The following is an 18,343-nucleotide window of genomic DNA, read 5'->3' as shown; positions in this document are numbered from 1 at the left end:
GTGCCCCGCGCCGACTTCTACCTGATCCAGAAGGAGCGCTTCCGCGCCGAGCCGCTGCGGCTGGTGTGCGAGCTGGCGCGCAAGGCCTACGACGCCGGCCACTGGACCCTGGTGCTGGCGCGCGACGCGGCCCAGGCCGAGGCCCTGGACGACCTGCTGTGGGACATGGGCGAGGACGTCTACATCCCGCACCAGATCGCCGGCCTGGACGTGGACGAGGACGAGGCCGCGGTGCTGATCGCCCCGCCCGAGGCCGACGTGCCGCTGCGGCCGCTGGTGATCAACCTGCGCGACGCGGCGGTGGAGGGCCCGTTCGAGCGCGTGCTCGAAGTGGTGCCCGCCGACCCCGCCGCGCGCGCTCCGCTGCGCGAACGCTGGAAGCAGTACCAGGCGCGCGGCTTCGAACTGAACAAGCACGACATGTGACGCATGAGCACCCTGGCCCCCAGCTACGACCCCGCGAGCTTCGAATCCCGCCTGTACCAGGAATGGGAGGCCAGCGGCGTGTTCAAGCCGCGCGGCGAGGGCACGCCGTACTGCATCCTGCTGCCGCCGCCCAACGTCACCGGCACCCTGCACATGGGCCACGCGTTCCAGCACACGCTGCAGGACGCACTGATCCGCTACCACCGCATGCGCGGCTTTGATGTGCTGTGGCAGGTGGGCACCGACCACGCCGGCATCGCCACCGAGATGGTGGTCAGCCGCAACCTGGCCCTGGAGGGCCAGGGCGAGACCCGCGATTCGCTCGGGCGTGAGGGCTTCATCGCCCGGGTCTGGGAGTGGAAGCGGCAGTCCGGCGACACCATCGAGCGGCAGATGCGCCGCCTGGGCGCCTCCGGCGACTGGTCGCGCAGCGTGTTCACGATGGACCCGATGGCGGCCAGGGCGGTGACCGAGGCGTTCGTGCGCCTGCACGAGCAGGGCCTGATCTACCGCGGCCAGCGCCTGGTCAACTGGGATCCGGTGCTGAAGACCGCGATCTCCGACCTCGAGGTGGTCAACGAGGAGGAGGACGGCTTCCTGTGGTCCATCCGCTACCCGCTCGCCGACGGCAGCGGCGAACTGGTGGTGGCCACCACCCGCCCGGAGACCATGCTCGGCGACACCGCGGTGATGGTGCACCCCGAGGACGAGCGCTACGCGCACCTGGTCGGCAAAACGGTGCGCCTGCCCCTGACCGGGCGCGAGATCCCGGTGATCGCCGACGCCTACGTGGACCGCGCGTTCGGCACCGGCGTGGTCAAGGTCACGCCCGCGCACGACTTCAACGACTACGCGGTGGGCCAGCGCCACGGCCTGCCGCTGCTCAACATCTTCACCCCCGAGGCCACGCTCGACGACCACGTCCCCGAGCGCTACCGCGGCCTGGACCGCATGGTCGCGCGCAAGGCGGTGCTGGCCGACCTCGAGGCGCAGGGCCTGCTGGTCGAGGCCAAACCGCACAAGCTGCAGGTGCCGCGCGGCGACCGCACCGGCCAGGTGATCGAGCCGTACCTGACCGACCAGTGGTTCGTGAAGATGGACGGCCTGGCCCGGCGCGGCCTGGAGCTGGTCGAGCGCGGCCAGATCCGCTTCGTGCCCGGCAACTGGATCAACACCTACCGGCACTGGATGGAGAACATCCAGGACTGGTGCATCTCGCGCCAGCTGTGGTGGGGCCACCGCATCCCGGCGTGGTACGACGCAGCGGGCAAGGCGTACGTCGGCCGTGACGAGGCCGAGGTGCGCGCCCGGCACGGCCTGGGCGCGGACGTCGCCCTGCGCCAGGACACCGACGTGCTGGAGACCTGGTTCTCCTCCGCGCTGTGGCCGTTCTCGACCATGGGCTGGCCCGATGAAGCGGCCATGCGCGCGCGCGGCTTCGAGCGCTACGTGCCGTCCTCGGTGCTGGTCACCGGCTTCGACATCATCTTCTTCTGGGTCGCGCGGATGATCATGATGACCGACCACTTCACCGGTCGGGTGCCGTTCCGCGACGTGTACATCACCGGCCTGGTGCGCGACGCGCACGGGCAGAAGATGTCCAAGTCGAAGGGCAACATCCTCGATCCGCTCGACATCATCGACGGCATCTCGGCCGACGACCTGGTGCGCAAGCGCACCACCGGCCTGATGCAGCCGCAGATGGCGGCGAAGATCGAGAAGGCCACGCGCAAGGAGTTCCCCGAGGGCATCCCCGCCTTCGGCGCCGACGCGCTGCGCTTCACCATCGCCGCGCTCGCCGGCCACGGCCGCGACATCAAGTTCGACCTCGGCCGCGCCGAGGGCTACAAGAACTTCTGCAACAAGCTGTGGAACGCCACCCGCTTCGTGCTGATGAACACCGACGGGTTCACGGCCGCCGGCGCGCCGCAGCCGCAGACCGACCCCGAGCGCTGGATCCTGGCCCGCCTGGCCAGGGTCTGCGCCGAGGCCGAGGCCCAGTTCGCCGCCTACCGCTTCGACCTGCTCGCCCAGGCCCTGTACGAGTTCGCCTGGAACGAGTTCTGCGACTGGTTCGTGGAGCTGGCCAAGCCGGCCCTGAACGGCCAGGACGCGGCCGCCGCGGCCAGCACCCGCCACACCCTGCTGTACGTGCTCGAGGCGCTGCTGCGCCTGCTGCACCCGCTGGTCCCGTTCGTGACCGAGGCGCTGTGGCGCCACCTCGCGCCCAGGCTCGGCCTGACCGAGACCACGATCATGCTGCGGCCCTACCCGCAGGCGGCCGACGTCGCCGGCGACCACGCCGCCGCCGAGGCCGACGTGGAATGGCTCAAGGCCATGGTCACCGCCCTGCGCCGCATCCGCAGCGAGCTCAACCTCGCGCCGTCGAAGCCGATCGCGCTGCTGCTGCAGGGCGGCGACGCCGCCGACGCCGCGCGCGTGGCCCGCTTCGAGGCGCAGCTGAAGTTCCTGGCCCGGATCGAACGCATCGCCACGCACGCCGGCGACCCGCCCCCGGCCGCCGCCGGCCTGGTCGGCGAACTCAAGCTGTTCGTGCCGCTGGAAGGCCTGGTGGACCTGGGCGCCGAACGCGCGCGCCTGGACAAGGAACTCAAGCGGGTCGAAGCCGAGATCGGCAAGTGCCAGACCAAGCTCGGCAACCCCACCTTCGTCCAGAACGCCCCCGCCGCGGTGGTCGAACAGGAACGCCAGCGCCTGGCCGACTGGAGCGCCCAGCGCGACGCCCTGGCCGCGCAGCGGGCGCGGTTGGGCGGATAACACGCGTCCACGGCAAGGTCCTGCCAAGCCTCACCCCGCCGCCCGTGGCGGGGTGGCTCCCGGCAGAACCGCGCGGCACGGATGCCGCGGACGAGCCTACATGGACGTATTCACGGCGTGTCCTGACGGGAACCACCCCGTCGCGGGCGGCGGCGACCAAGCTTCTACGCGCGCCACTCCGCCGCCCCTCACCCCGGCGGCAACAATTCCATCCCCATCACGATCGCGTCCTCGCGCCCCTCGTGCGCCGGGTAATAGCGCGGGCGCCGCCCGATCTCGTTGAACCCCTCGCTGTGGTACAGCGCGATCGCCACCGCGTTCGACGGACGCACCTCCAGGAACACCCGCTGCGCCCGCCGCGCCCGCGCCACCTGCAGCAGCGCCCGCAGCAACCGCCGCCCGTGCCCGCGCCCCTGCGCCTCCGGCGCCGTGCACACGTTGAGCACGTGCGCCTCGTCGGCGGCCACGCTCAGCACCCCGTAGCCGATCACCGCCCCGTCCTGCTCCAGCACCCAGGCCGGATAACCCGCGGCCAGGCAGTCGCGGAAGATCCCCCGCGTCCACGGGAATGCATAGGCGCGCTGCTCGATCGCCAGCACCGCCTCCAGATCGTCCTCGCGCATCGGCCGCAGCTGCGCCGGGGATGGAGCCGGTTCGACCGCGATCGCGCTCATCCCGCCTCCCGCTAGTGGCGCGCCCGCCGCAGCGCCCGCAAGGTCGGCCACAGCGCGCGCTTGGCCGCCGGAGTGCGCAGCGCCGGCAGGTCCAGCGGCGGCAGCGCTTCCACCGTCACCCCGGCCGCGCGGGCCAGCGCCGCGAGCAACGCCGCATCGCCGCGCCGCGCCGCCGGATCCGGCGCGCGCGGTCGCGACACCTCGGCCACCGGCGCCTCACGCGGTGTTGCCGCCGGCACGTACAGCCGCAACCCGAGCGCGGCCAGCACCTCGCGCTGGAACGGATCCCACGTCATCGCCTAGCCCGCCGCCGGCCCGCGCCAGCGCCGCACCAGCCACAGCGCCGGTCCCGACAGCGCGTACAGCGCCGCGGCCGCGAACAGCACCCGCGGCGGATCGATCACCAGCGCGATGATCACCGCCACCGCGACCACGATCGCCGCGAACGGCACCCGCTCCGCGCGCGGCCCTTCGCCGCCGCCCTTGAAGCTGTGGTAGCGGATCCGGCTCACCATCAGCAGCCCGGCGGTGACCGTCAGCACCGCCGCGACGTAGCGCAGCTCGGCGCCGCTCCAGCCCAGGTCGTGGAAGGTCCACACCAAGCTGGCCATCAGCCCGGCCGCGGCCGGGCTGGCCAGGCCGATGAACCAGCGCTTGTCCACCTGCCCGACCTGGGTGTTGAAGCGCGCCAGGCGCAGCGCCGCGCAGGCCGCGTACAGGAACGCGGCGAGCCAGCCGACCTTGCCCAGGGTGGCGCCGTCGAGCTTCATCGCCGACAGCGCCCAGTGGTACATCACCAGCGCCGGCGCCATGCCGAAGCTGATCAGGTCGGCGAGCGAGTCGTACTGCACCCCGAACTCGCTCTGGGTGTTGGTCAGGCGCGCCACCCGCCCGTCTATGCCGTCCAGGATCGCGGCGACGAAGATCGCCACGCACGCGGCCTCGAACCGCCCCTGCGAGGCGGCGATGATCGCGAAGAAGCCGGCGAACAGGCCGCCGGTGGTGAACAGGTTCGGCAGCAGGTAGATGCCGCGCGGGCGGGTCGGGGCGCGTTCGTCCATGCCCCCAGTCTAGCCGCTTGCGGGCACGCGCCGGCGGTGCTGCAATCGGCCCGGGTGCCTGCCCCCGGAGGTCGCCATGCGTCGTGTCCTGCCGTTGCTGTGCGCGGTCCTGGCCTGCGGCGCGTTCGCCGCGCAGGCCGCGGAAACCATCTACCAGTGGAAGGACGCCAACGGCGTCACCCACTACTCCAGCACCCCGCCGCCCAAGGGCGCCAAGTACCAGCGCCGCGAGGTGGCCGGCGACCGCGCCAAGCCCCCCGCCGCCGAGCCCGCGCCCGCGTCCGCCCCGGCAGGCAGCGCCGCCGCGCCGGCGGCCGGCGACAGCGCCCGCTGCGAACAGGCCCGCCGCAACCTCGAATACCTGCGCAGCGGCGCGGTGGTGGGCCTGGACGCCAACGGCGACGGCCAGCCCGACGCGCCGCTGGACGAGGCCGCCCGCGCGCGCCAGGCCGAACTGGCGCAGGCCGCGATCAAGGCCTACTGCCGCGGCGGTTGACGGCCCCCACCCCTCCCCCGCACGCGGGGGAGGGCGCGGATCGCGCGCGCCGGGATGCGCCCGGGCGCATGGCAGAATGTCGGCTTTTCCGCCGCACGAACGCCGCCGATGCGCCTGTCGCAGTTCCATCTCCGCACCGTCAAGGAAACCCCCGCCGACGCCGAGGTCGTCAGCCACCGGCTGATGCTGCGCGCCGGCATGCTGCGCAAGCTCGCCGCCGGCATCTACACCTGGTCGCCGCTCGGCCTGCGCGTGCTGCGCAAGGTCGAGGCCGTGGTGCGCGAGGAGATGACCCGCGCCGGCGCGATCGAGCTGCTGATGCCCTCGATCCAGCCGAAGGAACTGTGGGAGGAAACCGGGCGCTGGCAGAAGTTCGGCGGCCAGCTGCTCAAGCTCAAGGACCGCAAGGAGGCCGAGTACTGCTACGGCCCCACCCACGAGGAAGTGATCACCGACTTCGCCCGCCAGGAGCTGTCCAGCTACAAGCAGCTGCCGGTCAACTTCTTCCAGATCCAGACCAAGTTCCGCGACGAGATCCGGCCGCGCTTCGGCGTGATGCGCGCGCGCGAGTTCCTGATGAAGGACGCCTACTCCTTCCACGTGGACGACGCCGACCTGGCGCGCGAATACCGCAACATGTACGACACCTACTGCCGGATCTTCACCCGCCTGGGCCTGAAGTTCCGGCCGGTGGCCGCCGACACCGGCGCGATCGGCGGCAGCGCCTCGCACGAGTTCCACGTGCTGGCCGACAGCGGCGAGGACGCGATCGCCTTTTCCGACCGCTCCGACTACGCCGCCAACGTCGAGCTGGCCGAGGCGGTGGCGCCCGGCCCGCGCCCGGCCGCGGCCGAACCGATGCGCAAGGTGGCCACGCCGGTGCAGAAGACCTGCGAGGACGTGGCCGCGCTGCTCGGCATTCCGCTCGCGCGCACGGTCAAGTCGGTGGCGCTGATCGGCGAGCAGGGCTTCGTGCTCGCGCTGGTGCGCGGCGACCACGTGGTCAACGAGATCAAGCTGGCCAAGCTGCCGGGCCTGGCCGAATACCGCCTGGCCACCGAGGCCGAGATCGGCGAACACCTCGGCAGCGAGCCCGGCTTCCTCGGCCCGGTCGCGCCGCAGCGCCCGATCACCGTGATCGCCGACCGCAGCGTGGCGGCGATGGCCGACTTCGTGGTCGGCGCGAACCAGGCCGGCTTCCACCTCACCGGCGTCAACTGGGGCCGCGACCTGCCCGAGCCCGACCTCGTCGCCGACATCCGCAACGTGGTCGAGGGCGATCCCTCGCCCGACGGCCAGGGCGTGCTGCGCATCGCCCGCGGCATCGAGGTCGGCCACGTGTTCGCGCTCGGCCGCAAGTATTCCGAGGCCATGCAGTGCACGGTGCTCGACGCCGAGGGCAAGGCGGTCCATCCGGCGATGGGCTGCTACGGCATCGGCGTCTCGCGCATCGTCGCCGCGGCGATCGAGCAGAACTTCGATGCCGCCGGCATCGTCTGGCCGGAGGCGATGGCGCCGTGGCAGGTGGCGGTGTGCGTGATCAACCCGAAGCAGGACGCCGCCGTGGCCGAGGCCGCCGAGGCGCTGTACCGCGAACTCACCGCGGCCGGCGTGGACACCGTGCTCGACGACCGCGGCCTGCGCCCGGGCGCGATGTTCGCCGACATCGAGCTGATCGGCATCCCGCACCGGGTGGTGGTCTCCGAACGCGGCCTGGCCGCCGGCACCTTCGAATACCGCGCCCGCACCGCGGCCGGGTCCGAACAGCTCGACCGCGCGACGCTGCTGGCGCGGCTGGCCGGGCGGGGGTAAAAGCGTTTTTTGCCACGGATCTGCACGGATGAACACGGATCAGGAGCAACCAGGAAGACGGTGGATTGCGAGGGGTTGCATCGGCTTCGGCGCCTGTCGGCGTTGCTCTCTCCCTGACTTGTTCTATCCGTGTCCATCCGTGTAAATCCGTGGCAATACCACCCCCCTCTCCCGTTTCCCCCAACGACTTCCCGGAGCACTGCATGTCCATTGACCTGAGCGGCCTGTCGGCCAAGGAGCTGGAGGCCTTGATCAACCAGGCGAAGAAGCGCAAGACCCAGCTGAGCAAGCGCAAGTCGGCCGCGGCCGTGCGGCGCAAGGTGCTGGCGCTGCTCAAGGCCGAGGGCTACACCCTGGCCGAGCTGTTCGGTGGCGCGGCCAGGGCGCCCGCCGCGCCGCGCAAGGCCGCGGCCAAGCCCGGCAAGGCGCGCAAGGGCGGCAAGGTGCCGCCGAAGTACCGCAACCCGGACGACCCGGCGCAGACCTGGGCCGGCCGCGGCGTGCCGCCGCGCTGGCTGGCGGCGCTGCTGGCGCAGGGCCGCAAGCTCGAGGAATTCCTGATCAAGTGATGGAAACGCCGGCGCAAGCCGGCGTTTCCGTTTCCACTCTGCGCGCTTGCGCGCCGCGCTACAGGTTGCGCCGCGCCGACACCAGCAGGTTGCCGAACAGCAGCCCGGCGACCAGCGCCATCAGGGTGTTGAGCGCCGCGATCAGCGCGTCCTGGCCGGCGTCCAGGCTCTGCTGCTGGACCAGGTTGATCACCCCGCGCAGCGCCACGCTGCCGGGCACCAGCATGATCAGGCCGGGCACCCGGATCAGCGCGCCGGGACGCCGCACCCAGCGCGCGTAGGCGTTGCCGGCGGCGGTGGTCGCCAGCGCGGACAGGAACACCCCGGCCGGGCTGCCGAACGCCTGCCCGCCCAGCCGCGCGATCACGTAGCCGCTGGCCGCCGCCAGCATCACCAGCAGGTAGTCGCGCGGGTGCGCGCGAAACAGCACCGCGAACGCGAACGCACCCAGCGCCACCGCGCTCCATTCCACCCAGTCCGGCTGCGGCCGCCAGGCGCGCACCGCCGGTTCCAGGCCCATGAACTGCGCGATGGTCAGTGCGATCGCGGTGCCGACGGTGAGCTTGAAGATCGTGGTCAGCGCGCCGGCGAAGCGCGCCGTGCCCGAGACCAGGTGCCGGCTGGTGAGTTCGTTGACCGCGTTGGTCAGCGCCATGCCGGGCAGCAGCACCACCAGCGCGGCGATGGTGACGGTGTTGAGGTTGAGCGGGCCGACCAGGCTCGCGACCGCGATCGCGGTGAAGCCGGCCACCAGCCCGGCGATCGCGTCCGAGGCCTCCTGCAGCCGCGGCCGCCGCGCCGCGAGCTGCTCGAGCAGGCCGATCATCAGCCCGATCAGGCCGGCGGTGGCGATGTCCAGCCACGGCAGCCGCAGCAGCCCGGCGACCGCGGCCGAGGCCAGGCCGAAGGCCAGCACCTGCAGCACCCGGCCGCGCCGGCGCGGCGCGCGGTCGAGCACCTCCAGCGCGGCCAGACCCTCGGCGATGCCCATCCGCCCGGCCATCACCTCCTCGGCGATGCGGTCGGCCCGGCACAGCTTGGACAGGTCGGTCTCGCCCAGGCCGGTGCGGATCACGCGGGTGATGGACTCGCCGCCCGGGCGGCTGCGGTCGCTGAACGAGAGGATCATCCCGGTCGGGTTCACCCACGGCTCGCAGGCCAGGCCGAGCTTGTGCGCCACCGCCGCGATCGCGCCTTCGAGGCGTTGCGCGGTGGTGCCGTAGGCGTGCAGGCGTTCGGCCAGTTCGATGACGAAGGCGACGCGCTGGGAGACGCTGGCGGATTCGGCGGGCGACATGGCCCCAGCATCGCATGCGTCCGGCCCTCGGGCGCAAGCGCGCGCCGGCTTTCGGTATGCTCGCGGCGATGGTTCTCGATCCCAGCCTGCCGCCGGAAGTCGCCCTGGACGAAGGCGATCCCTCGCGCCTGCGCCTGCTCGGCAACTGGGTGCTGGCGCATGCGGCCGCGATCGCCGAGACCCTGCGCGGCGCGCCCGAGGGCGTGAGCGCGGTGGACGCGCGCGGCATCGAGCGGCTCGACTCGGCCGGCGTGCTGCAGCTGCTGCGCTTCGCCCGCCGCCGCGGGCTGCCCCTGGAGGCGTTCGCGTTCCGCGACGAGCACCGCGCGCTGGTGGCGGCGATCGAGGACGTCGCCGACGAGCGCCCGCCGCGCAAGCGCGAGTACGGCGTGGCCGCGGCGCTGGCGCGGCTGGGCTATGCGGTGCACGACAACGCGCGCGAGATCGCCGCGCTGGTCGCGTTCCTGGGCGAGAACCTGGTCAAGGCGGCGCGCCTGTTCGCCGAGCCGCGCCGCTTCCGCCTCACCTCCACCGTCTTCCACATGGAGCAGGTCGGCCTGGACGCGGTGCCGCTGGTGGCGCTGCTGTCGTTCCTGGTCGGCGCGGTGATCGCGTTCCTCGGCGCCAACATCCTGCGCGACTTCGGCGCCGAGATCTACGTGGTCGAACTGGTCTCGATCGCGTTCCTGCGCGAGTTCGGCGTGCTGCTGACCGCGATCATCCTCGCCGGGCGCACCGCGAGCGCGTTCACCGCCCAGATCGGGGCGATGAAGAGCCGCGAGGAGGTGGACGCGATCCGCACCCTCGGCCTGGATCCGATCGACCTGCTGGTGCTGCCGCGGGTGATCGCGCTGCTGGTGATGCTGCCGCTGCTGGCGTTCATCGCCATGATCTTCGGCCTGCTCGGCGGCCTGACCGTGGGCGCCTTCAGCCTGGAGATCCCGCCGCAGGCGTACCTGGCGCGGATGGACGCGACCATGGAAGTGCGGCACTTCCTGGTCGGGATCAGCAAGGCGCCGCTGTTCGCGGTGGTGATCGCGCTGATCGGCTGCCTGGAGGGCCTGCAGGTCGAGGGCACCGCGCAGTCGGTGGGCGAGCGCACCACCTCGAGCGTGGTGCAGACGATCTCGCTGGTGATCGTGATAGACGCGCTGATGGCGCTGTGGTTCATGCGGATGGACTGGTGATGCACGAGGCCGAACCCATCGTCCGCGTGCGCGGGCTGCTCAACCGCTTCGGCGCGCAGGTCGTGCACGAGGGGCTCGACCTGGACGTGCGCCGCGGCGAGATCCTGGGCGTGGTCGGCGGCTCGGGCACCGGCAAGTCGGTGCTGATGCGCTCGATCCTGGGCCTGCGCCGGCCCGACGCCGGCCGGATCGATGTGCTGGGCGTGGACGCGCGCAGCGAGGACCCGGCCACGCGCGCCCTGATCGAGCGCAACACCGGCGTGCTGTTCCAGGACGGCGCGCTGTTCTCCTCGCTGACCGTCGGCGAGAACGTGGAAGTGCCGCTCAAGGAGCACTATCCCGAGCTGCCGGATTCGCTGCGCTACGAGCTGGCGCTGCTCAAGGTCAAGCTCGCCGGCCTGCCCGCCGACGCGCTCGACAAGCTGCCGGCGCAGCTCTCCGGCGGCATGCGCAAGCGCGCCGGGCTGGCGCGCGCGCTCGCGCTCGATCCGCCGCTGCTGTTCCTGGACGAGCCCACGGCCGGCCTGGACCCGATCGGCGCGGCCGCGTTCGACGCGCTGATCCGCACCCTGCAGCAGGCGCTGGGGCTGACCGTGTTCCTGATCACCCACGACCTCGACACCCTGTATACGATCTGCGACCGGGTCGCGGTGCTCGCCGACCGCCGGGTCCTGGTCACCGCCCCGGTCGCCGAAGTCGAGCGCTTCGACCACCCCTGGGTGCAGGCGTACTTCCACGGCCCGCGCGCGCGGGCGGCGCGCGCGGCGCGTCCGCTGCCGGCATGAGGCGGGCCACACCGGAGACCGGCCGATGGAAACCCGAGCCAACTACGTCCTGATCGGCGCCTTCACCCTGGTGGTGAGCGTGTTCGGCCTGCTGTTCGCGCTGTGGGCGGCGAACTGGTCCTCGGAGCGCGAGTGGATCCGCTACCGGATCATCTTCAACGAGGCCGTCACCGGCCTGTCGGTGGGCGGCAGCGTGCGCTACAACGGCATCACCGTGGGCACCGTGCAGGAGCTCAAGCTGGCGCCCGACGACCCGCGCCAGGTGCTGGCGATCGTGCGCATCGACGCCCAGACCCCGATCAAGACCGACACCCGCGCCAAGATCTCGCAGGACGGCCTGACCGGCCCGACCTTCATCCAGCTCAGCGGCGGCACCCCCGGCGCGCCGCGCCTGCTGCCGCGCGAGCGCGACGACCTGCCGCTGATCCGCACCGAGCCGTCCGCGCTGCAGAACATCGCCGACACCGCCAACCGCCTGGTCGCGCGCCTCGACGAGGTGCTGAGCGAGCAGAACGTGCGCCGCATCGCCAACACCCTCGAGAGCCTGGAAGCGATGACCGGCGCGGTCGCCGGCCAGCGCGAGGACCTGCGCGCGCTGATCGTGGCGGCGCGCAAGTCCAGCGAACAGCTCGAGACCACCCTGCGCACCACCAACGCCGCGCTGCAGGACATAGACCGCGAACTGGTGGACAAGCTGCCGGCGCTGACCTCGCGCCTGGATCGCACCCTGCGCGAACTGGAATCGGCCGCGGCCAATGCCAACGGGATCCTGGCCGAGAACCGCGGCGCGATCGGCAGCTTCGCCGGGGACGGCCTGGCCCAGCTCGGCCCCACCCTGGTCGAACTGCGCGCGCTGGTGCTGAGCCTGCGCCGGATCAGCGACCGCCTCGACCAGAACCCCGCCGGCTACCTGCTCGGCCGCGACGCCACCAAGGAGTTCGAACCGGAATGAACGCCCGTCCCGGACGTCCTGCCGCCCTGCGCGGGGCTGCCCTCGCCCTCGCCCTGGCCCTGCCCGCCCTCGCTGGCTGCGCCCTGCTCGGCGCCTCGAACGGCCCCCCGGCCACGCTGTACGCGCCCGATCCGCGCGTGCCCGCCGATCCCGCCTGGCCGACGGTGCGCTGGCAGCTCGCGCTGGCCTCGCCCACCGCCGCGTCCATGACCGACGGCCTGCGCATCGCGGTCCGCCCCACCCCGCACGAGCTGCAGGTGTACAAGGGCGCGGGCTGGGCCAAGCGGCCGAGCGACATGCTCGAGGACGCGCTGCTGCGCGCGCTCGAGGATTCCGGCCGCATCCCCGCGGTCGCCCGCCGCGGCAGCGGGGTCAACGCCGACTACCGGCTGGTGCTCGACCTGCGCCGGTTCGAGTCCGACTACGCCGGCAACGCCGTGCCCGCGGCAGTGGTCGAGGTCAACGCCAAGCTGCTGCACGCGCGCGATGCGCAGGTGGTCGCCGCCCGCACCTTCGTCCACGCCGCGCCCGCCGCGAGCCCGGCCGTGCCGGACGTGGTGGCCGCCTTCGAACGCTCGCTCGTCGCGGTCACCGGCGAGCTCGCCGGCTGGGTGCTGGCCAGCGGCGAGGCGCACGAGCGCACGCATCCGGCGCCCGCGCCCTAGCCGTCCAGGATCCGCCGGAAGGTCAGGTTGATCCGCGGCCCCACCGGCCGCGCCGTCGCCGGCAGCGCGTGCTTCCAGGCCCGCTGCGTGGCGCCGGCCATCACCAGCAGGCTGCCGTGCGGCAGCACCAGTTCGTGCCGCAGCGCAGGCTCGCGCCGCGACCGGAGCGTGAAACGCCGCGCCGCGCCCAGGCTGAGCGAGGCGATCACCGGCACCGGGCCCAGCGCCGGCTCGTCGTCGGCGTGCCAGCCCATGCGGTCGCGCCCGTCGCGGTAGAGGTTGGCCAGCACACTGTTGAACGCGACCCCCAGCTCGGCCGCGAGCCGCGCGCGCAGCGGCGCCAGCGGCGCCGGCCACGGCCGCGGCTCGAAGCGGGTGCCGGAATAGGTGTAGGCCGCCCCGGGATCCCCGATCCAGCACGACAGCCGCGGCGAGGCGACCTCGCGCCCGAACAGCCGGATCCGGTGCACCTCCCACGGCAGCCCGGCGTGCAGCACGGCGAACAGCGCGTCGGCCTCGGCCGCGGGCAGCCAGTGCGGGTCGAAGGCAAGTTCGGCCTCGGGCAGGGGGATGGCGTGCAGCGGCATGCGCCCACGCTACCGCATCCCGCCCCGCTCCCTCCCGCGCATTTGCCGCCCCCCGCGGAAACCGGGGAAAATCCCCGGATTGCCAGCGGAGTTGCCAGCATGAGCGAGGACGGACAGGTCGAACGCGACGTGATGGAGTACGACGTCGTCACCGTCGGCGCCGGCCCGGCCGGGCTCGCGTTCGCGATCCGGCTCAAGCAGCTCGATCCGGGCCTGAGCGTGTGCGTGATCGAGAAGGCCAGCACCATCGGCGCGCACATCCTGTCCGGCGCGGTGATCGAGCCCGGCCCGCTCGACACCCTGCTGCCCGGCTGGCGCGACGCCCCGCCGCCGATCTGCGTGCCGGCGCAGGAGGACGAGTTCTGGTTCCTGACCAGGACCGGCGGCCGCCGGCTGCCGGTGCCGCCGGGGATGAAGAACCACGGCAACTTCATCGTCAGCCTCGGCGCGCTGTGCGCCTGGCTCGCGCCGCAGGCCGAGGCCCTGGGCGTGGAGATCTACCCCGGCTTCGCCGCGGCGCAGACCCTGCACGACGACAGCGGCCGGGTGGTCGGCGTCCGCATCGGCGACATGGGCGTGGCCCGGGACGGCTCGCACAAGCCCGGCTACACCCCGGGCATTGACATCCGCGCCAAGGTCACCGTGCTCGCCGAGGGCGCGCGCGGGCACCTGACCAAGCGCCTGATCGAGCGCTTCCGGCTCGACGCCGACTGCGACCCGCAGGGCTACTCGATCGGCATCAAGGAGCTGTGGCAGGTGCCGGCCGGGCGCGTGTCCCCCGGCCGGATCGTGCACAGCATCGGCTGGCCCGCCGACAGCCGCACCTACGGCGGCAGCTTCCTCTACCACCTCGACCAGGACCGCATCGCGCTCGGCTACGTCAGCGGCCTGGACTACCGCGACCCGCGCTACCAGCCGTGGGAGGCGTTCCAGCAGTGGAAGCACCACCCGCTGGTCAAACCCCTGCTCGAGGGCGGCAGCATCCTCTCCGCCGGCGCGCGCGCGATCGTCACCGGCGGCTGGCAGTCGCTGCCCAAGGTGGAGATGCCCGGCGCGCTGCTGATCGGCGACACCGCCGGCCTGCTCAACGTGCCCAAGATCAAGGGCACCCACCAGGCGATCCGCAGCGGCATGCTCGCCGCCGAGCACCTGGTCGAATCGAAACTCGCGCCGGAAGGCTTCGACGCCAGGCTGCGCGCCTCGCCGGCGATGGCCGAGCTGCGCAAGGTTCGCAACATCAAGCCCGGCTTCAAGCGCGGGCTGTGGTTCGGCCTGCTCAACGCCGCCTGGGAGACCGCCACTGCCGGCCTGTCGCCGTGGACCCTGCGCAACCAGCCCGACTGGTCCTCGCTGGAGAAGGTGGGCGAATACGAATCGCCCAAACGCGACTGGGTCGAGCGCACCCTGCCCCCGCGCGACCGCCTGGCCGGCGTGTACTTCGCCGCCACCGAGCACGACGAGGACCAGCCGGTGCACCTGCAGGTCGCCGACACCTCGGTCTGCGTCACCCGCTGCGCCGAGGAATACGCCAACCCCTGCACCCGCTTCTGCCCCGCCGGCGTGTACGAGATCGTCGAGGACGCCGCCGGCAAGCGCCTGCAGATCAACGCCGCCAACTGCGTCCACTGCAAGACCTGCGACATCAAGGATCCCTACCGGATCATCGACTGGGTGACGCCGGAGGGGGGCGCGGGGCCCAATTACCAGAACCTTTAGAGGACGCGATCCTTGAAGAAAAAACGCCGCCCGGAGGCGGCGTTTTTTCGTTCCTGTGTCGGCGCTGTTCAACTGCGACCGAACGGAACCCCGGTTCTGGCGCGCACCCCCTCCTCGCTCTCGCCGGGTGCGAGTTCGCGCAGCACCAGCCCGTCGGGCGTGACATCGAACACCGCCAGGTCGGTGATGATCCGGTCCACCACGCCCACGCCGGTCAGCGGCAGGGTGCACTGCGGGAGGATCTTGTGCTCGCCGTTCCTGGCGGTGTGCTCCATCAGCACCACCACGCGCTGCACGCCGGCCACCAGGTCCATCGCCCCGCCCATGCCCTTGACCATCTTGCCGGGCACCATCCAGTTGGCCAGGTCGCCCTTGTCGGTGACCTGCATCGCGCCGAGGATGGCGAGGTCGATGTGCCCGCCGCGGATCATCGCGAAGCTGTCGTGGCTGCTGAAGAAGCTCGCCCCCGGGCGTGCGGTGATGGTCTGCTTGCCGGCGTTGATCAGGTCCGGGTCCACCTCGTCCTCGGTCGGGAACGGGCCGATGCCGAGCAGGCCGTTCTCGCTCTGCAGCCAGACGTCCACGCCTTCGGGGATGTGGTTGGCCACCAGTGTCGGCAGGCCGATGCCGAGGTTGACGTACATGCCGTCGGCCAGTTCCTGCGCGGCGCGCTGCGCCATCTGATCGCGATTCCAGGGCATTGCGGACTCCTTACGCGGCGCGCACGGTGCGCTGCTCGATGCGCTTCTCGGGATGCGGGTTGACGACGATGCGGTCCACGTAGATGCCCGGCAGGTGCACGTGGTCGGGGTCGATCTCGCCGATCTCCACCAGCTGCTCGACCTCGGCGACGCACACCTTGCCCGCCATCGCGCAGGCCGGGTTGAAGTTGCGCGCGGTCTTGCGGAACACCAGGTTGCCGGCCTTGTCGGCCTTCCATGCCTTGACCAGCGCGACGTCGGCGCGCAGCGCGGTCTCCAGCACGTACCACTGGCCGCCGAACTGGCGCGTCTCCTTGCCTTCGGCCACCACCGTGCCGTAGCCGGTGGGGGTGTAGAAGGCCGGGATGCCGGCGCCGCCGGCGCGCAGGCGCTCGGCCAGGGTGCCCTGCGGGTTGAACTCGAGCTCGAGCTCGCCGGACAGGAACTGGCGCTCGAACTCCTTGTTCTCGCCGACGTAGGACGAAATCATCTTGCGGATCTGCCGCGTCTCCAGCAGCAGGCCGAGGCCGAAGCCGTCCACGCCGGCGTTGTTGGAGATCACGGTCAGGTTCTTCACCCCGGAATCGCGCAGCGCGGCGATCAGCGCCTCGGGGATGCCGCACAGGCCGAAGCCGCCGACCGCGAGGGTCTGGCCATCGGCCACCAGGTCGGCGAGCGCGCTGCGCGCGTCCGGGTACAGCTTGCCGGCGCCCCTGGGCGCCGCGGCGGCAGGTCCAGCCATGAAAGTCTCCCGTGCCGAAAGACCGCAGAGTCTAGCGTGCCGGGCCGGGCGGCTCATCGTCCTTTCGGGCAACACCGCGCCGCGCCCTGCGCCGTGCGGGGGCGTCCGGTAAAATGGCCGGCTCTTGGCCGCCGGCCGCATCCCCATTCCCTGCACGATGAAGATCCTCGTCGGCTACAAGCGCGTGGTGGACTACAACGTCCGCATCCAGGTCCGGCCGGACGGCTCCGGCGTGGTCACCGACGGCGTCAAGCTGTCGGCCAACCCCTTCGACGAAATCGCGCTGGAGGAGGCCCTGCGCCTGCGCGACAAGGGCATCGCCACGGAGGTCGTGGTCGCCACCCTCGCCCCCGCCGACGCCCAGGCGCACCTGCGCAACGGCCTGGCGATGGGCGCCAACCGCGCCATCCACGTGGTCACCGAGCCCGGCCAGGAGCTCCAGCCGCTGACCGCGGCCCGGGCCCTGCTCAAGCTGGTCGAACGCGAGCGGCCGGACCTGGTGATCCTGGGCAAGCAGGCGATCGACGACGACGCCAACCAGACCGGGCAGATGCTGGCCACCCTGTGGGGCCGGCCGCAGGCCACCTTCGCTTCGAAGCTCGAGGTCGCCGGCGGCAAGGCCACCGTCGTGCGCGAGGTGGACGCCGGCCTGGAGACGCTCGAAGTCGAGCTGCCGGCCGTGGTCACCACCGACCTGCGCCTGAACGAGCCGCGCTTCATCAAGCTGCCGGACATCATGAAGGCCAAGAGCAAGCCGCTGGAGACGATCCCGTTCGCCGACCTCGGCGTGGACGCCGCGGCCGGGCTCAGGGCCGTGCAGTACGCGCCCCCGCCCAGGCGCAGCCGCGGGGTGATGGTGAAGGATGCGGCCGAGCTCGTCGCCGCGCTCAAGCAGAAGGGGTTGCTGTGATGGCCAGGGTTCTCATCGTCGCCGAACACCTCGACGGCAGGCTCAACGCCGCCACCGCCAAGTGCGTCTCCGCGGCGCAGGCGCTCTCGCCCGAGGCGCTGGACATCGTGGTGCTGGCCGCCGACCCGGCCGCGGTCGCCGCCGAGGCGGCGCAGATCGCGGGCGTGCGCAAGGTGCTCACCGTCGCCCACCCCGCCAACGCCCACGCCATCGCCCAGGTGCTGGCGCCGCAGGTCGCGCGGCTCGCGGAAGGGTACACCCACGTGTTCGGCCCCAGCACCACCTTCGGCAAGGATCTGATGCCGTGCGTGGCCGCGCTGCTCGGCGTGCCGCAGGTATCCGACCTGATGGCGGTGGAGGGCCCGCACACGTTCAAGCGCCCGATCTACGCCGGCAACGCCATCGTCACCGTCGAGGCCCCGGCCGACCGCACCGTGGTGGCCACCGTGCGCACCGCCTCGTGGCCGGAAGCGCCGCGCGGCGGCAGCGCCGCGATCGAGGCCGTGACCGTGGACGCCGCGCTGCCCACCCACACCCGCTACGTCGGCCTGGCCGCCGGCGCCTCCGACCGCCCGGACCTGCAGAGCGCCAGGCGCGTGGTCTCCGGCGGCCGCGGCGTCGGCTCGGCGGAGAACTTCCGGCTCATCTTCGCCCTGGCCGACAAGCTCGGCGCCGCGGTCGGCGCCTCGCGCGCCGCGGTGGACGCCGGCTACGTGCCCAACGAGCTGCAGGTCGGCCAGACCGGCAAGATCATCGCCCCCGAGCTGTACATCGCCGTCGGCATCTCCGGCGCGATCCAGCACCTGACCGGCATCAAGGACGCCGGCACGATCGTGGCCATCAACAAGGATCCCGACGCGCCGATCTTCGAGGTGGCGGACATCGGGCTGGTGGGGGATCTGTTCCAGATCCTGCCGGAGCTGCAGGCGCGGCTGTAAGCCCGCTGCGGCGCGCGGACCGCCGCTCCACGCGTTCGCGCGCAACT

19 protein-coding genes are annotated in these 18,343 nt (G+C 72.2%); 12 read left to right on the top strand and 7 right to left on the bottom strand.

What is annotated here, in order from left to right:
• A complete protein-coding gene (locus FPV26_RS08410) occupies positions 1–426 on the top strand; it encodes a DNA polymerase III subunit chi (RefSeq protein WP_147653439.1) in 426 nt (141 codons plus the stop codon).
• Between the two features lie 3 nt (positions 427–429).
• The gene (locus FPV26_RS08405; protein ID WP_147653438.1) at positions 430–3,204 is read left to right on the top strand and encodes a valine--tRNA ligase; all 2,775 of its coding nucleotides are present in this window, start codon (positions 430–432) and stop codon (positions 3,202–3,204) included.
• A gap of 188 nt (positions 3,205–3,392) precedes the next feature.
• On the opposite strand, the gene rimI is transcribed toward FPV26_RS08405, so the two are convergent.
• Genes rimI through pssA form a run of 3 tightly spaced genes read right to left on the bottom strand, consistent with a single transcriptional unit; the run spans position 3,393 to position 4,939 of the window.
• Positions 3,393–3,878: a ribosomal protein S18-alanine N-acetyltransferase gene (gene rimI / locus FPV26_RS08400; RefSeq protein ID WP_147653437.1), complete on the bottom strand. Its 486-nt coding sequence runs from the start codon at positions 3,876–3,878 to the stop codon at positions 3,393–3,395.
• 11 nt (positions 3,879–3,889) lie between these two features.
• Complete coding sequence (locus FPV26_RS08395; RefSeq protein WP_147653436.1) at positions 3,890–4,174, bottom strand: hypothetical protein; 285 nt, start codon at positions 4,172–4,174, stop codon at positions 3,890–3,892.
• Between the two features lie 3 nt (positions 4,175–4,177).
• Positions 4,178–4,939 carry a CDP-diacylglycerol--serine O-phosphatidyltransferase gene (gene pssA, locus FPV26_RS08390; RefSeq protein ID WP_147653435.1) on the bottom strand — a complete coding sequence of 254 codons (762 nt, stop codon included), beginning with the start codon at positions 4,937–4,939 and terminating at the stop codon, positions 4,178–4,180.
• A gap of 76 nt (positions 4,940–5,015) precedes the next feature.
• On the opposite strand from pssA, the gene FPV26_RS08385 reads away from it, so the two are divergent.
• The 3 genes from FPV26_RS08385 (at position 5,016) to FPV26_RS08375 (ending at position 7,816) form a co-directional block, all read left to right on the top strand.
• Positions 5,016–5,435, top strand: coding sequence for a DUF4124 domain-containing protein (locus FPV26_RS08385; RefSeq protein ID WP_147653434.1), 420 nt, complete (start codon positions 5,016–5,018; stop codon positions 5,433–5,435).
• Positions 5,436–5,543: 108 nt separating this feature from the next.
• Positions 5,544–7,247 (top strand): proline--tRNA ligase, encoded by a 1,704-nt coding sequence (locus FPV26_RS08380; protein WP_147653433.1) that lies wholly within the window; start codon positions 5,544–5,546, stop codon positions 7,245–7,247.
• A gap of 203 nt (positions 7,248–7,450) precedes the next feature.
• Complete coding sequence (locus tag FPV26_RS08375; RefSeq protein ID WP_147653432.1) at positions 7,451–7,816, top strand: H-NS histone family protein; 366 nt, start codon at positions 7,451–7,453, stop codon at positions 7,814–7,816.
• A gap of 58 nt (positions 7,817–7,874) precedes the next feature.
• Here the strand turns inward: FPV26_RS08375 and FPV26_RS08370 are convergent, their stop codons facing one another.
• Positions 7,875–9,113, bottom strand: coding sequence for a threonine/serine exporter family protein (locus FPV26_RS08370; protein WP_147653431.1), 1,239 nt, complete (start codon positions 9,111–9,113; stop codon positions 7,875–7,877).
• A 68-nt stretch (positions 9,114–9,181) separates the two neighbouring features.
• Here FPV26_RS08370 and FPV26_RS08365 point away from each other — a divergent pair, with 68 nt between their 5' ends.
• The 4 genes from FPV26_RS08365 to FPV26_RS08350 are packed head-to-tail and all read left to right on the top strand — an operon-like array spanning position 9,182 to position 12,702.
• Positions 9,182–10,300: an ABC transporter permease gene (locus FPV26_RS08365; RefSeq protein WP_147653484.1), complete on the top strand. Its 1,119-nt coding sequence runs from the start codon at positions 9,182–9,184 to the stop codon at positions 10,298–10,300.
• A complete protein-coding gene (locus tag FPV26_RS08360; protein ID WP_147653430.1) occupies positions 10,300–11,085 on the top strand; it encodes an ABC transporter ATP-binding protein in 786 nt (261 codons plus the stop codon). Before FPV26_RS08365 ends, FPV26_RS08360 begins: the two co-directional genes overlap by 1 nt.
• A gap of 25 nt (positions 11,086–11,110) precedes the next feature.
• The gene (locus FPV26_RS08355) at positions 11,111–12,037 is read left to right on the top strand and encodes an MlaD family protein (protein ID WP_147653429.1); all 927 of its coding nucleotides are present in this window, start codon (positions 11,111–11,113) and stop codon (positions 12,035–12,037) included.
• On the top strand, positions 12,034–12,702 hold the full coding sequence (locus FPV26_RS08350; protein ID WP_147653428.1) for an ABC-type transport auxiliary lipoprotein family protein: 669 nt from the start codon (positions 12,034–12,036) through the stop codon (positions 12,700–12,702). Before FPV26_RS08355 ends, FPV26_RS08350 begins: the two co-directional genes overlap by 4 nt.
• Here FPV26_RS08350 and FPV26_RS08345 read toward each other — a convergent pair.
• Complete coding sequence (locus FPV26_RS08345; RefSeq protein ID WP_147653427.1) at positions 12,699–13,289, bottom strand: alpha-ketoglutarate-dependent dioxygenase AlkB family protein; 591 nt, start codon at positions 13,287–13,289, stop codon at positions 12,699–12,701. The genes FPV26_RS08350 and FPV26_RS08345 overlap by 4 nt on opposite strands.
• A 99-nt stretch (positions 13,290–13,388) precedes the next feature.
• Between FPV26_RS08345 and FPV26_RS08340 the strand changes: the two genes are divergently transcribed.
• The gene (locus FPV26_RS08340; protein WP_147653426.1) at positions 13,389–15,005 is read left to right on the top strand and encodes an electron transfer flavoprotein-ubiquinone oxidoreductase; all 1,617 of its coding nucleotides are present in this window, start codon (positions 13,389–13,391) and stop codon (positions 15,003–15,005) included.
• A gap of 68 nt (positions 15,006–15,073) precedes the next feature.
• Here FPV26_RS08340 and FPV26_RS08335 read toward each other — a convergent pair whose 3' ends face one another.
• Positions 15,074–15,706, bottom strand: a complete 633-nt coding sequence (locus FPV26_RS08335; protein WP_147653425.1) for a CoA transferase subunit B — start codon at positions 15,704–15,706, stop codon at positions 15,074–15,076.
• Between the two features lie 10 nt (positions 15,707–15,716).
• On the bottom strand, positions 15,717–16,448 hold the full coding sequence (locus tag FPV26_RS08330) for a CoA transferase subunit A (RefSeq protein WP_147653424.1): 732 nt from the start codon (positions 16,446–16,448) through the stop codon (positions 15,717–15,719).
• A gap of 157 nt (positions 16,449–16,605) precedes the next feature.
• On the opposite strand from FPV26_RS08330, the gene FPV26_RS08325 reads away from it, so the two are divergent.
• Together FPV26_RS08325 and FPV26_RS08320 are read left to right on the top strand one after the other, a co-directional pair.
• On the top strand, positions 16,606–17,358 hold the full coding sequence (locus FPV26_RS08325; RefSeq protein WP_147653423.1) for an electron transfer flavoprotein subunit beta/FixA family protein: 753 nt from the start codon (positions 16,606–16,608) through the stop codon (positions 17,356–17,358).
• Positions 17,358–18,296: an electron transfer flavoprotein subunit alpha/FixB family protein gene (locus FPV26_RS08320; RefSeq protein WP_147653422.1), complete on the top strand. Its 939-nt coding sequence runs from the start codon at positions 17,358–17,360 to the stop codon at positions 18,294–18,296. The genes FPV26_RS08325 and FPV26_RS08320 overlap by 1 nt, the downstream gene beginning before the upstream one ends.
• Positions 18,297–18,343: the final 47 nt, after the last annotated feature.

Origin of the sequence: Vulcaniibacterium gelatinicum (assembly GCF_008033445.1) — a bacterium.
Classification (GTDB): Bacteria; Pseudomonadota; Gammaproteobacteria; order Xanthomonadales; family Xanthomonadaceae; genus Vulcaniibacterium_B; species Vulcaniibacterium_B gelatinicum.
This window is presented reverse-complemented; position numbering and strand designations above follow the sequence as displayed.

What these genes read in the sequence shown, in the direction of transcription:
- FPV26_RS08405 (WP_147653438.1), top strand. Translation starts at nt 430, where the DNA reads ATGAGCACCCTGGCCCCCAGCTACGACCCCGCGAGCTTCGAATCCCGC.
- rimI (WP_147653437.1), bottom strand. Translation starts at nt 3,878, where the DNA reads ATGAGCGCGATCGCGGTCGAACCGGCTCCATCCCCGGCGCAGCTGCGG.
- FPV26_RS08395 (WP_147653436.1), bottom strand. Translation starts at nt 4,174, where the DNA reads ATGACGTGGGATCCGTTCCAGCGCGAGGTGCTGGCCGCGCTCGGGTTG.
- pssA (WP_147653435.1), bottom strand. Translation starts at nt 4,939, where the DNA reads ATGGACGAACGCGCCCCGACCCGCCCGCGCGGCATCTACCTGCTGCCG.
- FPV26_RS08385 (WP_147653434.1), top strand. Translation starts at nt 5,016, where the DNA reads ATGCGTCGTGTCCTGCCGTTGCTGTGCGCGGTCCTGGCCTGCGGCGCG.
- FPV26_RS08380 (WP_147653433.1), top strand. Translation starts at nt 5,544, where the DNA reads ATGCGCCTGTCGCAGTTCCATCTCCGCACCGTCAAGGAAACCCCCGCC.
- FPV26_RS08375 (WP_147653432.1), top strand. Translation starts at nt 7,451, where the DNA reads ATGTCCATTGACCTGAGCGGCCTGTCGGCCAAGGAGCTGGAGGCCTTG.
- FPV26_RS08370 (WP_147653431.1), bottom strand. Translation starts at nt 9,113, where the DNA reads ATGTCGCCCGCCGAATCCGCCAGCGTCTCCCAGCGCGTCGCCTTCGTC.
- FPV26_RS08365 (WP_147653484.1), top strand. Translation starts at nt 9,182, where the DNA reads ATGGTTCTCGATCCCAGCCTGCCGCCGGAAGTCGCCCTGGACGAAGGC.
- FPV26_RS08360 (WP_147653430.1), top strand. Translation starts at nt 10,300, where the DNA reads ATGCACGAGGCCGAACCCATCGTCCGCGTGCGCGGGCTGCTCAACCGC.
- FPV26_RS08355 (WP_147653429.1), top strand. Translation starts at nt 11,111, where the DNA reads ATGGAAACCCGAGCCAACTACGTCCTGATCGGCGCCTTCACCCTGGTG.
- FPV26_RS08350 (WP_147653428.1), top strand. Translation starts at nt 12,034, where the DNA reads ATGAACGCCCGTCCCGGACGTCCTGCCGCCCTGCGCGGGGCTGCCCTC.
- FPV26_RS08345 (WP_147653427.1), bottom strand. Translation starts at nt 13,289, where the DNA reads ATGCCGCTGCACGCCATCCCCCTGCCCGAGGCCGAACTTGCCTTCGAC.
- FPV26_RS08340 (WP_147653426.1), top strand. Translation starts at nt 13,389, where the DNA reads ATGAGCGAGGACGGACAGGTCGAACGCGACGTGATGGAGTACGACGTC.
- FPV26_RS08335 (WP_147653425.1), bottom strand. Translation starts at nt 15,706, where the DNA reads ATGCCCTGGAATCGCGATCAGATGGCGCAGCGCGCCGCGCAGGAACTG.
- FPV26_RS08330 (WP_147653424.1), bottom strand. Translation starts at nt 16,448, where the DNA reads ATGGCTGGACCTGCCGCCGCGGCGCCCAGGGGCGCCGGCAAGCTGTAC.
- FPV26_RS08325 (WP_147653423.1), top strand. Translation starts at nt 16,606, where the DNA reads ATGAAGATCCTCGTCGGCTACAAGCGCGTGGTGGACTACAACGTCCGC.
- FPV26_RS08320 (WP_147653422.1), top strand. Translation starts at nt 17,358, where the DNA reads ATGGCCAGGGTTCTCATCGTCGCCGAACACCTCGACGGCAGGCTCAAC.